General features: G+C 40.2%; 16 protein-coding genes and 3 tRNA genes. 6 read left to right on the forward strand and 13 right to left on the reverse strand.

All coding sequences use genetic code 11. From position 1 onward, the window contains the following. Positions 1–26: 26 nt before the first annotated feature. The 6 genes from pgsA (at position 27) to AAC155_RS01350 (ending at position 2,743) form a co-directional block, all read left to right on the forward strand. Positions 27–575 carry a CDP-diacylglycerol--glycerol-3-phosphate 3-phosphatidyltransferase gene (gene pgsA, locus AAC155_RS01325; RefSeq protein WP_049581866.1) on the forward strand — a complete coding sequence of 183 codons (549 nt, stop codon included), beginning with the start codon at positions 27–29 and terminating at the stop codon, positions 573–575. Positions 576–719: 144 nt separating this feature from the next. Then, a tRNA-Gly gene (locus AAC155_RS01330) sits at positions 720–795 on the forward strand. 90 nt (positions 796–885) lie between these two features. After that, positions 886–959 (forward strand) — tRNA-Cys (locus tag AAC155_RS01335). A 6-nt stretch (positions 960–965) separates the two neighbouring features. After that, positions 966–1,052, forward strand: a tRNA-Leu gene (locus AAC155_RS01340). A 269-nt stretch (positions 1,053–1,321) separates the two neighbouring features. After that, entirely contained in the window at positions 1,322–1,843 is a 522-nt protein-coding gene (locus AAC155_RS01345) for a hypothetical protein (protein WP_113040720.1), read from the forward strand. A 9-nt stretch (positions 1,844–1,852) separates the two neighbouring features. Continuing rightward, entirely contained in the window at positions 1,853–2,743 is an 891-nt protein-coding gene (locus AAC155_RS01350) for a Kiwa anti-phage protein KwaB-like domain-containing protein (protein WP_113040721.1), read from the forward strand. Positions 2,744–2,884: 141 nt separating this feature from the next. On the opposite strand, the gene AAC155_RS01355 is transcribed toward AAC155_RS01350, so the two are convergent. The 13 genes from AAC155_RS01355 to AAC155_RS01415 all read right to left on the reverse strand — a co-directional run bounded on the left by AAC155_RS01355 (position 2,885) and on the right by AAC155_RS01415 (position 13,140). Then, entirely contained in the window at positions 2,885–3,511 is a 627-nt protein-coding gene (locus AAC155_RS01355) for a tail fiber assembly protein (RefSeq protein ID WP_113040722.1), read from the reverse strand. Further along, complete coding sequence (locus AAC155_RS01360; RefSeq protein ID WP_113040723.1) at positions 3,511–4,515, reverse strand: phage tail protein; 1,005 nt, start codon at positions 4,513–4,515, stop codon at positions 3,511–3,513. The genes AAC155_RS01355 and AAC155_RS01360 overlap by 1 nt, the downstream gene beginning before the upstream one ends. Before the next feature lie 15 nt (positions 4,516–4,530). After that, a complete protein-coding gene (locus AAC155_RS01365; protein ID WP_113040724.1) occupies positions 4,531–5,175 on the reverse strand; it encodes a DUF2612 domain-containing protein in 645 nt (214 codons plus the stop codon). Further along, a complete protein-coding gene (locus tag AAC155_RS01370) occupies positions 5,168–6,364 on the reverse strand; it encodes a baseplate J/gp47 family protein (protein ID WP_113040725.1) in 1,197 nt (398 codons plus the stop codon). The genes AAC155_RS01365 and AAC155_RS01370 overlap by 8 nt, the downstream gene beginning before the upstream one ends. Beyond that, complete coding sequence (locus AAC155_RS01375) at positions 6,364–6,714, reverse strand: hypothetical protein (protein WP_113040726.1); 351 nt, start codon at positions 6,712–6,714, stop codon at positions 6,364–6,366. The genes AAC155_RS01370 and AAC155_RS01375 overlap by 1 nt, the downstream gene beginning before the upstream one ends. 92 nt (positions 6,715–6,806) lie before the next feature. Continuing rightward, on the reverse strand, positions 6,807–7,148 hold the full coding sequence (locus tag AAC155_RS01380) for a hypothetical protein (RefSeq protein ID WP_146748034.1): 342 nt from the start codon (positions 7,146–7,148) through the stop codon (positions 6,807–6,809). After that, complete coding sequence (locus AAC155_RS01385; RefSeq protein ID WP_113040728.1) at positions 7,145–7,819, reverse strand: Gp138 family membrane-puncturing spike protein; 675 nt, start codon at positions 7,817–7,819, stop codon at positions 7,145–7,147. The genes AAC155_RS01380 and AAC155_RS01385 overlap by 4 nt, the downstream gene beginning before the upstream one ends. Further along, positions 7,819–8,709: a phage protein gene (locus AAC155_RS01390; protein WP_113040729.1), complete on the reverse strand. Its 891-nt coding sequence runs from the start codon at positions 8,707–8,709 to the stop codon at positions 7,819–7,821. The genes AAC155_RS01385 and AAC155_RS01390 overlap by 1 nt, the downstream gene beginning before the upstream one ends. Next, positions 8,706–8,993: a phage baseplate plug family protein gene (locus tag AAC155_RS01395; RefSeq protein ID WP_113040730.1), complete on the reverse strand. Its 288-nt coding sequence runs from the start codon at positions 8,991–8,993 to the stop codon at positions 8,706–8,708. The genes AAC155_RS01390 and AAC155_RS01395 overlap by 4 nt, the downstream gene beginning before the upstream one ends. Then, on the reverse strand, positions 8,990–9,634 hold the full coding sequence (locus AAC155_RS01400; RefSeq protein WP_113040731.1) for a phage baseplate protein: 645 nt from the start codon (positions 9,632–9,634) through the stop codon (positions 8,990–8,992). The genes AAC155_RS01395 and AAC155_RS01400 overlap by 4 nt, the downstream gene beginning before the upstream one ends. Beyond that, positions 9,634–11,445 carry a glycoside hydrolase family 24 protein gene (locus tag AAC155_RS01405; protein ID WP_113040732.1) on the reverse strand — a complete coding sequence of 604 codons (1,812 nt, stop codon included), beginning with the start codon at positions 11,443–11,445 and terminating at the stop codon, positions 9,634–9,636. Before AAC155_RS01405 ends, AAC155_RS01400 begins: the two co-directional genes overlap by 1 nt. 118 nt (positions 11,446–11,563) lie before the next feature. Beyond that, a complete protein-coding gene (locus tag AAC155_RS01410; protein WP_046396292.1) occupies positions 11,564–12,082 on the reverse strand; it encodes a DUF4411 family protein in 519 nt (172 codons plus the stop codon). Next, positions 12,079–13,140 (reverse strand): ImmA/IrrE family metallo-endopeptidase, encoded by a 1,062-nt coding sequence (locus AAC155_RS01415; protein WP_229015818.1) that lies wholly within the window; start codon positions 13,138–13,140, stop codon positions 12,079–12,081. Before AAC155_RS01415 ends, AAC155_RS01410 begins: the two co-directional genes overlap by 4 nt. Between the last annotated feature and the right edge of the window lie 49 nt (positions 13,141–13,189).

Raw genomic sequence — 13,189 nt, forward strand, 5'->3', positions numbered from 1 at the left:
CTATAGCCAGATAGTTAAGAAGCACTATGCAATTAAATATACCAACATGGCTCACTCTATTTCGTATCGTCCTGATCCCATTTTTTGTCCTGGCATTCTATTTGCCATTCACATGGGCGCCGATGGTTTGTGCCATAATTTTTATTGTCGCTGCGGCGACAGACTGGTTTGACGGTTTCCTCGCGCGCCTTTGGAAACAGACAACTCGCTTTGGCGCATTTCTTGATCCTGTCGCGGACAAAATCATGGTTGCTGCCGCATTAGTCTTAGTTTCCGAACACTATCATACATGGTGGATAACCCTCCCCGCAGCAACCATGATAGCGCGTGAAATTATCATCTCTTCTCTCAGAGAATGGATGGCTGAATTAGGCAAACGCAGTAGTGTTGCCGTTTCCTGGATGGGTAAGGTAAAAACGACAGCACAGATGGCGGCGTTAGTTGCTTTATTATGGCGCCCTAATTTTGAATTCGAATTGGGCGGATTCATATTACTTTATGTTGCTACGGTGATGACATTTTGGTCAATGTTTCAATATGTAAACGCGGCTTGGTCTGACTTGCGTGAAGCTTGATCGAAATGACGTAAAAACCATCGAACAAACACAGCGTAACAATAATTGTGTTGACTCGATACGTGAAGTAAGTAGAATGCAACGCATCGAACGGCACATGAGATTTACGAAAACAAATAAGTAAATCAGCCAGTTCAAAGCGGTGCGGGAATAGCTCAGTTGGTAGAGCACAACCTTGCCAAGGTTGGGGTCGCGAGTTCGAGTCTCGTTTCCCGCTCCAAGTTACTGTTCAGAAGTTTGATAGTAACTTAGCGACTAAAGGTTTAGTAGCTGAATTATTCGTTGAATAATTATTCATTGAATATAGAAAGGCGCGTTGGCAGAGTGGCCATGCAGCGGATTGCAAATCCGTCAACCTCGGTTCGACTCCGGGACGCGCCTCCAAATTCAGCCCAGGTGGTGAAATCGGTAGACACAAGGGATTTAAAATCCCTCGGCCTTAAGGCTGTGCGGGTTCAAGTCCCGCCCTGGGCACCATATAGAAACTTATTGTAAAACAGTGAGTTAGGAAAAAGAAAAGGCCACCGCAAGGTGGCTTTTTTGTTGATACAAATCACACTTCACTATTCATTCACTATATCTTTTCGCTATATTTTTACTTTGGCACCCAGTGCCGGAATTAAGGATATCTCCGTCCACCAATCTAAAAAGCAAATAATTCTTCTTGTAATGCAATAAAATAGTAAATATAGTATATACTGTCATTATATACAGCAATCAAAGGCACGGGGGAGAGGGGGAACATAATGCTTAATAATTTTTCTCGCTACGCACTAACTGCTAGTTCTGTCGCCCCAGTATGTATTACTTTAGCATTCCTTGCTTTTATAAATAAAAATTGGCTAATTTTCAGTCTATCAATATCAATAGCAGTTATAAGCGTGCTGTTTTGTTATTTTATTATAATTCAGGCGATAAAATACAATCCCATAACTATCAAGAACTTAGAATCAGCATCACCAGCCGACAAAGAAATAACTAATTATTTTTTGACATACTTATTTCCTTTAATATCCGGGCCAACCACCTTTATGAATATCAAGCTGGCTATATTTTTTTATATCAGCTTGTTTTTTTACATAAAGCACTCCTCCTCATACAGTTTCAACCCTATTGTTTCTGTCTTATTTAAATATAGGTTTTATGAGGCTGAGGATGATACAGGCGTTAGTTTTGTTTTAATGACTAAAAAACCTTTGTTAAAAGCAAAAATCAAAGGTGCAAGAGTAAAAAAACTAACAGAACATACATATATATTATGTGATTAAGGATAAAAAATGGAATTGTTTGCTATAACTGATAGTATTATTCCGAACCGAATAATCAAAATTGACTTAGACCAATCAGCTCAAGAACGCATGGAAGACTTATTCACTGAAGCAAAAAATAGTTTTATCAGTGAAAATGATGAAGAAATTTCCTTCTCTGTATCCTACAATCTGTCACCTGATGAATTTTTTTCAATCCCAGAATTTACAGATGATATAGGCATTATAGATGCCATAGAGCGCCCAGATAGTGTACATATATGGAATCCTGAAGAAATATCAGTTTTCTACTTTAAGGCATTGTTCACAGGTATTCCCTCTAATGAAAAAAAGGAAGCAGAAGTTTTCTTTCAAGTTTTCGATAAAAGACAAGTAATAAATAATGAAAAAGCTTTTTTACAAATGCTCACTCAACCAAAAAATAGGTTTAGTGTTTCAACTAGACCTGGTTTTTCGATAAGTGATAAGTTAAACGCTATGCTAATAGGAGACAAATTAATTTTCAAAAGCTTCTACATGGTCCGTCGTTTTCTTGATATGGATGGATACTTTACTGAAGCTACCAGGGAGGACTTAGAATCTTTTACTCAACATGATATTTTTCACATGGAAGATACTGCAAGCTTTATGGAATTAGCTGATTCTTCTATCAAAAAAAAAGTATCTTTAATATCCAATTCAGGAATACTGGATACTGATATTGATAGATTGCAAACTTGTGCAGAGATGATCAACTATGACTTAAACATTACAGTTATCTCCAATACTAGGAAAATCGTGATACCTAGAGAGAAGAAAGAAATCAAAAAATTGCTTAATTTTTTGGATCAGGGGTATTTTAATACTATCATCACAAATGAGCCTATGTTTACTAACTCAAAACGCCCTTCACAATTGTAATCCAAATTTAGTATTTTTTCCTTAAGGCTCATAAGAGCCTTTTTGTATATCAATCATTTCATTATTGATAGTTACTTATCAATAGAATCTTATCGATGAATTTAATATATAAAATAATAAGCCGGTCACCCGGCTTTCAATTTATTTCGGCACTTCCGGCCACTCAACATTGGGCGCTTTATTCACATCGACACGAGTCAGCAACACTCTGTATTTTCTCCATTCGAGTAGAGCTTCTTTCTCTGAGTCTGTAGCGACTTCTAAGTCAACAGAGTCTTGTAGCAATGAGATTGTTTCATTTGCTTGCTGTAACAGTGCTGCCTGCTGTTGTTTTGCTTCATTGATTTGATGAGACTTGAGTAAGTCTTTATCGACTACCCACTCTTTGCCATCCCACGTATCGAAGTCGGTGGGCGGTTTCTTGAATGTCAGCGTGTCAGGCAGCTCACCGATTTCCGTAATTTCAATAGCCGCACGAGTCAATGTGTCGTAAGCGATTTTTCCCCGGTAATCAGGGAGTATTTCCCAGCGGCTTTTATCGATACTGCGGCATACAGCTTCGTCATGAGATTTCGGCAATTCCGGGGCATCAGGATAAGCACCGGCGGATAAACTGACACCGAGCATGACGTACTCAATATCGGAAGCGATGAATTCTCTTGTGATTTGATTCGAGTGATAAACCTTTATCCAGCCGGCTTGGATAGCTAAACCATCTTTACCCAATACGGCTGTTTCATGTTCTAAAGAGTACTTTTGTTCTGTCATTATACTGCTCTCACTATGTAATTAAATGCGACGTTGCGGGGACGGGTTTCGTTTGCACCCGACGCGTGTGTTGATACTTTTGTCTGTGACACATCGTTTTCAACAACGACCCATGTGCTTGATGTAGAATCAACACCCACAGCCATCCTTGCAGTCGGCAAAATATGACTATGGGATTTATTTTCGTCAGCTTGCCACGTACCACACACACGCCCCGGATCGACTCCCCGACTATCATCCCATCCCCGGATAAACTCGCCCCGTAAATCGGGTACTCTGCCAGCGGGATAAGCTTCTGCTAACTTTGGGTATAAAGATTTGTCGAATGTTTGACCATTGCAAGTGAGGTAGCCTGCTGGTGTGTATCGGTGGGGATATGGAAGCGGGACGCCAACAGGTACAATCAAACTATTTGATTCTGTTATGGTATACGCCCCTAATTCTCCCGGGGACGGCTTATTTGTAGCGCTATATACGCGAACACCGGTATCATATACTCCTCTACCGTAAATGGACCCTGTTGCATCCACATTCCCATTGACAACCCCACCCGATTTTTGATAAGCACCATTCGCCAAATTCACCGTCTCCACCAAACCGAGGTTTTTCACAAACGCATTCTTGTCTGGAATGTCGGCGCCGTTTTGGGATTTCTTGAGGAAATCAGATTTTGAATATTCTACTTCTAGCCAAATCCCATTATCTAACGGGCCATTTGGGCTTATATTTGAGTTCGCAGACAATGCAACCCAGTTTCTCCCGCCATAATTTACCAGCGCCCCTTTTGTATATTTTGCGTCAGGGAACCAAGCGAGTGCTCCGCTATTTTGGATTTCAAGTAGAGCCTCATCTAAGCGATTGTGCCACCAGTTTTCCCATTTAGCTTCTGGCGGATCTTCTGATGCTCCACCAGCCCATCCGCGTTCAATTAATGCATCACCGGGTTTTTCAAATTGAGCTGGATTACTGGCCCATGTTTTATTAAAACTGTCTTTTCTAGCCATCTATTATTACTCCGATTATACGTATGCGCCTACGCCGTAGGGCTGTGCATCATAAGTACCTTTATACGCAAAAGAGTGGTGATTAACCCTGACTAAATGGGCTTTCACTCCCTGCGGCCTAGGTATTAAATCAAACATTTGAATCAATGCACGAATGTTCGCGGCGATCTGCTTATCTATCCAGATTGTTTTCATTGTCATATCCTGCCCGTCAATAATTGCAGAATTAACATTAAAAATATAATCAACGGCATTCTTTACATCGTCTATTGTTGCTATTGAGTTATTCTTTTGTATTTTCGATTTAATTAATATCCGGTACATAAAATCAGATACCGGTGCTATTTTAATTTGCTCGCCGGGAGATTTATACGGTGCAATGTTATATGGCTGCGCTCCGCCAGTACCATTATATGCAAAAATAGAAACAAAGTCAGTACGGATGAGTGGCCGTTCTGCAAATCCCGCAATTCTTCCGCATATATCTAATTGCTCACCCTCGGCTCTATCTATATCAAGAATATTGCTTATCTTATCTATTTGGTCCTCAATAGAAGATTGAGCAATATCAGGTAATGAAGTTATCCATTCGATAAGCTTTGGTGAGTTTTTATATTGCCAATAAATTCTAGATAACGCTTTACTTTTGTGGTCATACATATACCACCTCTATATTCTCAGTGGCAAATACACCGAGTTGGTTGAATTTAACATTCACTACCCCTCTGGTTTCATCCCAAGATTTACCGACTGTAATTGAGTTTACAAATCCATTATCAGCAATGATATAGTTTACCGGTGTGAATATTCTTCCAGCTCCGACACTCTCACCGATCCTGAAACCTAGTTTCGAAAATCCGCTGGTTTCATCAAAACCATAAGTTGTGTAATGAACAATGGCCTGCTTTATATTTTCATCATCAAATTTATTATTACTCGATATCTCGACACGAACATGAATAGGAATAAGTTCCGGCCTGAAAAATGTCACTGACACAGGGTTTCCCAGTGGGGTTTTTGTATCCTCAGTAATTTTATTGGGAAATGTGTTATATCTATTTAACCCGCATCCCGGATTCTTTTTTGCAGCAATGGCATTAATAATATCATTGACCGAACCACCGTCTACAAATATTGCCATTGAGTGTTCTTTCACTCCGTTTTCATCAACTTGACCGTTGTCATTTTCATAAATACGAGCTTGCTTTACACTGTCTATATTAACCAGCGCAGCATACATATTATCAACTTGATTGGAGCCGGGTAGCGCTACAGATTCGTTACGGCGGATTCGAAAAGCATTATCTGACTCAATATCTCTGCCCGGCGATTCTGATGTTTCGTTGTTAACAGCCGTTATACCACCGATGGGCGTAGCAATAATGGTTAAAGCGCCAACATTGGCAGTTTGCGATCCCGATGTTGTGCACGTCACATTGACAGTAGCGCTTCCGCCCGCATCTATCGTTACATTGTTATCTGTAACCCACAACGTATTAGTAATTTTATTACGAACAAGCGTCTCGGAGGGAATCAGTGTAGCGGGAACGCCTTTGAAAATTACAGTCGATGTTGAAAACGTGGCTTTATTACGCTTAATGCCTGCAAATGCTGCTATTCTATCTAGTTGCTGCCCCACTGCGGAATTGGGATCTGCTGAGTGATAAGCGGCGATTACTCCTTCATCGAGATTAGCCAATGCCTCGCACCATGCTGCTATAGCCAGACCATCAGGAGATTCAGGATTGATATTCCAGCCGTCATCTATAGCCAAATAACGCTGACGCATCACAGTTAAATATTCATTCAGCGTCTGCCCTTTTGCTCCCTCTCTTGTTATTTTAGCCATTAAACAATTTCCTCATTGAACAGGAATTCAAATTGTTCATTGTTGATATCAATCAATGATGCATAAATTGTGATTTTCCGATTTTGCATATCAGTTTTAAATTCAAATTTGGTTAACCCCAGCACACCCGGCGCGGTAATAATACGTTCCTTGACACTGGCCGCCGCAATATCAAGTGAGGTTTTACCCAGAATACTTTGAAACCACGGCGTACCCTCAGTAACATTTAGAAAGTATTCACCCAGGAATAAGCGTAAGCGCCGGATGATGGCCTGCTTTGTTGCCTCTTTGCTTGTTGCAAATTGGGTGCCGTGCGTGACGATATCGCCATTTGTGAAATTTCGTATCATGCGATCCCCTTCAAAAAAAAGCCCCAGCGAATGCCAGGGCAAAGAGGTTAGCAAATGCTATCTTGGTAGCTCTCACACAACCAAGTAAGGTATCAACAATGGCTAACATCAAACTCACCTGCCCGAACTGCGGTGATGATCGACTCGTACGTGGAACCGAGGCGAACAAAGAAAGTGGTCTTTATATTCTCACATGCCTCTTTTGTAGTCGTAGTTTTACTAACCTCGAAATCTTCAAACACGTTAGCAAACTTACTATTAAAGAGTCTCCGGGCAACGTCAGCACTCCCGTTGCAGACAGCGAGAAATTGAGGTTCAAGTAGCTGGTATAGCTCATAGATTTGTTTCTCTACTTCATCGTTATTCATATAGAGCTCTTCAATCAACATTTTGATAATCCTCTGAACGTTCTGATTACTGGGGCGTTCTATCACTGCGGTCCTCGTGTCGTACCGTTACCAGTTTGAACCCCGCCGTGAACATGCTTGCCGAACTCGATACCCTCAACGGACAGGCCACCTTGATTGACTGTGGTTCTGCCATTCAGCGTGGTCTTGCCGCTATTTGTGAACTCTGGGCCGTTATATGTCATACCTGAGCTTGTCAGTGATAGTGACGTTCCTCCAACTGACAGCGTTATCCCCCCGTCCGTCATATGAATGCGGACAGAGCCAGATCGGTTACTCATTCCCATCCCCGATATTGGCAAGCCGGGAATAACCGTTTGCATTGAACGATAGCCGGGTGAGAAAAAAGCATCTGTGGCGCTGAACATTCTTGCATCAGTTGGCGCAACAGGCCCGCCAAGATCAAGCCACGCATCAACCGCACGCTGGCTGAAATGAATTAATCCCTCTGTGCCCGGTGGCAATTCATGAAATAATGCCCACTCTTTAGTACCCGAAAACCGGACTGGAACATTTTCAATGATGGGTATTGTGTAAAACTGATCGCCAATGCTTCTGTTAATACCGCATTCAATTTGTGCTCGTTGATTTGTCGAATTATAAGAAACAATTTTACCAGGCAAACAAACCATAATTTCTTTAATTGCAGATGTCTTAAGTGTGTCCAGCATAGAAAAAAACGGATTAATATTTTGCATTACTGATTATTCCACAGGCAAGTAATTGTTGTTTTCCATGTGTCTTTCCAAAAATCCCCCTGATGGGATGTAGATAAGACATTGAATTTTCCTGTACGACGCTGAGTATTTGCCATGTCCTGTAGCCCCGTTTGGTACATCCCGCTGTAATTTATCGTCCAAAACTCAGATGTTATTTTTATTGTATCTGCTGGTTGAATTCGGTGATCTAATTTGACATCGATTTCTAAATCTGTCCTATACCATCGTGGGAAGCCTTCCATTCCATTCAATGCACTAATCTCATGAGTGGTATTTCTAGACGAGCCGTTTCTAATAATAGCTGTTCGTGATTGAGATAATAACCACTCGTAGTTCCAAGTTGCTTTCATTTGATTTAAAAAATCACGGCTCCTAGTATACGGCAGTGTTAACCCATGACTAAAAACCGGTAAGTTAGAAAAATCTCCAATAAATTCCACAGGATTTTCAAATGTTAAAGCTACATCCCGTATAACTTCTTTCGCTGGAGTATTATTTCCCCACGTTTTACCGATAACAGCCTCATTCCACTTTACCGACCAGCAATATAATCGCACATAAACATTAACGCCATCCCGCGCCACTTCTACGCTGTTTATTTGTCCGTTAAAAATCATTCCTGAACTATTAATATATCCAGCAGATAAAACAACAGTACCGTATCGATCTTTCTTATTGTCATATTTTTGTATTAATTGCCTATATTTTTCTGACACCCCGTATATTGTAATTAGTGCTGTAGAAACTTGATTCTGTGGCATATTGATAACAGAGAATTTAACTTGCATCGGTGGCGTGCAAATTAATTCAACATCATCAACAGATTTAACTGTTAACTTATAATCCCTACCAAATAGTTCATTACTCATATTGGATACCACTTTAACTGATTTTTAATGCCCAAGTTACTGATAGTTGGGGTTTCTCCTTCTAGAATAATTTCCCCAATATCTGTATTCAGCCCGGCAAGCAAATTTACTCCAACATGTAATGCCCGGCCTAGCGCTATAGGACTATTATCAATACTCATGATATCAACAACAAAATATCTATATCGAGTCAACCAACGTAGATAAAATACTAATTGATGATTATTTAGTGTAATAGAAAATTTTTGGTAAGCTGCATTTCTTGTAAGAGGAATAATATTCATTGCAATAAAACTTTACCATGATTAATAGTTGCTTGTCCCTGCGTACTGGCACTGTCACCGGTCGGGAGATTAGCATTAATAGTATCAGCATCATGTTCGCGCTTAAGGATCTTCAATTGCCGCATTTCAACTACTAATTCCAATCCTCCCTGATTATCTTTATTTTTAGTTGTACGGGTGTTTGTGATAATCATGTTGTCATAAACTGCGCTAGTACCTGTAACTGTCAAAATTTCATTGTTGCGCTGTGACCATCTGATTTCTTCAAGTATCGTCTGCGAGCGCTTTTCTCCTAATGGAGCTACTGAAAATCCTATAGAAGCAGCCACACCAGCAAGCGCAGCAACTCCACCTGGCAATACTGACGCGGCCAAGCCAGTAGCAACACCAGCCCCCACCCCCAATATCCCGGAATATTGACCGGTTTCAGCAATCAGAGCTTTGATCGGATTATCTGACACAGCTACAGTCATAGTAACAGTCAAAGGGCGTGTGACTGCATTATCATTCGCTGTCATTGCGTTTTCTAATGGATATTCACTGATATCTGTTCTGAGTTCGCTTGACTCCTCCAGTATTGCATCAAAAAAAATCCCACGAATTTGCGGGCGAGTTTTATTGAAAATACCTACTATTGACATTAATAACCCCCTGATTTAAATGATTGCTCGGCATTATTTGCGGCGTCATGTAATGCTCTGTTGACATGATTTTCTATCTCTTCCCCGGTCAACGGTGAGCCGCTAAAATTCAGATTAACTTCTTGGTTAACTGTATACTCACGAGCCTGCTGTTGTGATGATGATTTGAATAACTCAGGCGCAGTATCCCTACGCGCATAATAACTTTCCATTTCAGCATAGCTTCGCGTCGGTTGAGCATAACTTGATGATGGTAATGACGCCCATTCTTTACCTAATGCAGACGTTGCTGAATTAAAATCACCCGCTACAACATTATCCAATTGCCCTCGTTTTTTTATCAAATATATTGCCGCCAGATCTTGATTTTTAGGGGAGAAATCGGTTAATCCCAGTGTACCAGCGACTTCATCCCACGTTCGGCTAGTGAATTGATAACGCCCCGCAGCTGATGTCTGGTTTTGTTTCCCATCACTTTGAGTAAATGGCATTAATTCACGCGGATGATCTACGTATCCATAAAATTGACCACCGCCGAACTTTGTATTGTAACCACTCACTGGGTATTTATCGGTTCCCTCTGCTGCCGCTATCGCGTCAAGATAGTTTCGAACGTTCTTATCTTGCAGATATGGCTCAATATCAGAAACTGATGTTTTTGAACTTTTATTAAGCTTTTCTTGCGCCTCCCGGATGGCTGGATCTTGAAACATCTGCATTACTGACATGTTATGTGAATCTTTCGATATTTCACCAAACGGAACTTGTTTCTCTGCCAGATTATATTTTTTTCTTGCAAATTCAGGATCGCTCATTGCGCGAATGTCGTCATCTGAGTAAAAGCTGTTCGCTGGAGTAATTACAGACAATACAACATTAGCCTTTGTAGCTAAACGCGCCGCTGTTCCAAGTGCTGCTCTCAGCCAACCCACTTCTGCTGCGGATGCTGCTGGAGTTAGAACTTTTGGCGCTTTACCCCCTGGTAACAATCTGTTAATCAAACTTGTGCCTGCTTTTACTGCAACTACACCAGTACCAGCCGCAGCCGCGCCAAGAATAGCCTTTGATACTTCGGGATTTTCTTTGATGAAACTGTTAATTGATCCAAGAAGTTTATTTATTATAGGAATTAAATCTTTCCCCATTGCTGTTGTCAAATTGTTGAAATTTGTCTCAAGCAGAGCCATCTCATCATTAAATTTCTGGGAAGATTCGAGTAATTTATCATCAATAATGCTAGGCATCTGATTAGATGTTTTCATTGACTCATCTAAAAATTTAGAGCCTTTTTCAAGAAGCCTAATCATAGGGTCATCAGAACCGCCGCCGATTCCTTCTCTTAAAAAGGTCCTCTTGTCATAATCCATCTTTTCATAGCTACTGACAAGATATTCAAGAGCCTGCATTTTTGATGTTTCTGCTTTTTTAGCAAACAGCGACGGATCAAACTCGTTACCCCAGTATGCTTTATCTCCCAGCAACCCGAACTTCGCCTTATGCTGTAATTCAGGTATTTTTTTAGCTAACTCATGCGCCGCCTCTGGCGGCAATCTCAGTCGGCGCATAGCAAACTCAAGCCCTTGAATTTGCTTGATAGTAAAGCCTGTGATGTTACTAAGTCGTTTCATTTCCAAAGCATAACTTGAAACACCTGATGTAAGGGCTTTTGTCCCTAATCCAGCACCCGCTGCGGCGGCAAGTTGAAGTATGCCATCTCTTACACCACCAATCGCATCATTGGCTTTTCTAAAACTTTTTGCATCAGTTTCCAAACCTAGAGAGACAAGTAGTGAATCAATTGTTTCCGCCATTTATGACCTCGTTTTTAAGATACAAAAAAACCGCAGTTAAGCGTCCAGATATGAAAAAACCCGCGAGGGGCGGGCACTATTGAAGTGCAAAGCGAAAAATCTTTTAAGAGAGTTGAGGTTATTTTTGTTGTTGTTCCAGAATGAATTTTACCTGAAAACTTCTTAATAACTCACTCGTTCTTATTGTCGGTACGTGAAAGTGATCACAAACATCAGGAATCTTGGGTTTAGGTGATTGTTTGGATTTATCTCTAACTTCGTGGGATACAACTGTTGCATGTACAGTTCTGGCTTTAGCGACAATCCAAGGATCAGCGACATTTAGGAATGTCTGTATATGCAAACGGCTATTTTTATGTCTAGGAGAATATTCTTCATTTACGTAATTGACTATTTCAGAAAAGTTCTTTTGGGTATCGATATCATCAACCGACTGAAAAAATGACTTTCTATCTTTTACCCAAGCAAAAACAGCGTCATCTTGTTTGGCTAACTCATGATAAACGTTTTTAATGCTGATAAACTGCCCCTCATTGAATTTGCGTTCAATAAACTCCCAAAAGCCAGGACACACATCAAAACAGTAATATTCATTCTGAGCTTGAATAAAAACATTCGAGTCAATTAAGTAAATCAAAGCCCCAGCTCCTTTTGAGCGAATTCGTATAATTTATTCGGTCGAATTCCTGTTAACTGTTGTGCATCTCTCAGTAACATTTTACCTTCAAGCGCTTGAGTAACAACAGCTATAGCTAACCTTTCACTTATCCTGACTTTTTGATTTCGTGTATAAATTCCTCTTCCGGCCTCTGTTTTATCATTTATTTTTTTTATATATATTTCGTACTCATCAGAGGATATCAAATCAAGATCAAGAGCTTTTCTTGCAATAACCCACCGGCTAACTCTAAAAATAGATACCAATCTATCGATGTTATCTTCCCAATTTTCGCTATTCACCCACTCTCTAAGGAAAATATTTTCAGGGGTCAAGTATTGAGCTGCTACAGCGTTACATAAAATCTCTTCTTTAATTCTAGTGTTATGGGATAGATCAGAAATTGCAGAATCACCGATAATTAAGTGAGCTAATTCATGAATCAAAGTAAATAATTGGGCAGATTTCGCATCATTTGTATTGATAAATATCACAGGGGCATACTTATCAGCAATGCAAAAACCACGAAAATCTTCAACGCTTAATGGTCTATGAGTGTTATTTTTAACCACTCCATTTCTCATGACCAAAACACCGAGAGACTCTATTTTTTTTACCAGTAAAGAAAGTAAGTCAGTCCATTTGCCCCTTGTAGGGGGTATGGAAATATCAATTCTATTTTTTATAAAGTTAACAACATCCGCCACAGAGTGATGAATGGTTAGTGCACCAACAATATCAACTTCACTAAAATCACCTGCTTTAGCGTATTCTCTATACCATTCCTGTTTAATTAATACATCATTTATCGTATCTCTCAACTCTAAAGATATAGGTTTATCTATGCTCCCCAAGGTTCTCCTATCAGGGATGGGTAACTGCTCGTATGGTGGTTTATTTAAGTATAAATAACCAAAAGGAATATGAGTTAAATCAGCATACCTTTGTGCTTGAGAGAAGGTAATGGGTTCTTTTCCATCCTCCCAACCAGTAATTATTTCAACAGGTTTATTAAATTTTTCAGCGATATAATACACGGAGAGAGATGCTCGATTTCTCGCCCATGTTAACATGCTGTTATTAATA

The organism is Photorhabdus sp. HUG-39, assembly GCF_963878365.1.
Lineage (GTDB): Bacteria > Pseudomonadota > Gammaproteobacteria > Enterobacterales > Enterobacteriaceae > Photorhabdus > Photorhabdus kayaii.

Bases quoted from the DNA above. Each gene is read 5' to 3' on its own strand.
- pgsA (WP_049581866.1), top strand. From the start codon at position 27: ATGCAATTAAATATACCAACATGGCTCACTCTATTTCGTATCGTCCTG.
- AAC155_RS01345 (WP_113040720.1), top strand. From the start codon at position 1,322: ATGCTTAATAATTTTTCTCGCTACGCACTAACTGCTAGTTCTGTCGCC.
- AAC155_RS01350 (WP_113040721.1), top strand. From the start codon at position 1,853: ATGGAATTGTTTGCTATAACTGATAGTATTATTCCGAACCGAATAATC.
- AAC155_RS01355 (WP_113040722.1), bottom strand. From the start codon at position 3,511: ATGACAGAACAAAAGTACTCTTTAGAACATGAAACAGCCGTATTGGGT.
- AAC155_RS01360 (WP_113040723.1), bottom strand. From the start codon at position 4,515: ATGGCTAGAAAAGACAGTTTTAATAAAACATGGGCCAGTAATCCAGCT.
- AAC155_RS01365 (WP_113040724.1), bottom strand. From the start codon at position 5,175: ATGTATGACCACAAAAGTAAAGCGTTATCTAGAATTTATTGGCAATAT.
- AAC155_RS01370 (WP_113040725.1), bottom strand. From the start codon at position 6,364: ATGGCTAAAATAACAAGAGAGGGAGCAAAAGGGCAGACGCTGAATGAA.
- AAC155_RS01375 (WP_113040726.1), bottom strand. From the start codon at position 6,714: ATGATACGAAATTTCACAAATGGCGATATCGTCACGCACGGCACCCAA.
- AAC155_RS01385 (WP_113040728.1), bottom strand. From the start codon at position 7,819: ATGCAAAATATTAATCCGTTTTTTTCTATGCTGGACACACTTAAGACA.
- AAC155_RS01390 (WP_113040729.1), bottom strand. From the start codon at position 8,709: ATGAGTAATGAACTATTTGGTAGGGATTATAAGTTAACAGTTAAATCT.
- AAC155_RS01395 (WP_113040730.1), bottom strand. From the start codon at position 8,993: ATGAATATTATTCCTCTTACAAGAAATGCAGCTTACCAAAAATTTTCT.
- AAC155_RS01400 (WP_113040731.1), bottom strand. From the start codon at position 9,634: ATGTCAATAGTAGGTATTTTCAATAAAACTCGCCCGCAAATTCGTGGG.
- AAC155_RS01405 (WP_113040732.1), bottom strand. From the start codon at position 11,445: ATGGCGGAAACAATTGATTCACTACTTGTCTCTCTAGGTTTGGAAACT.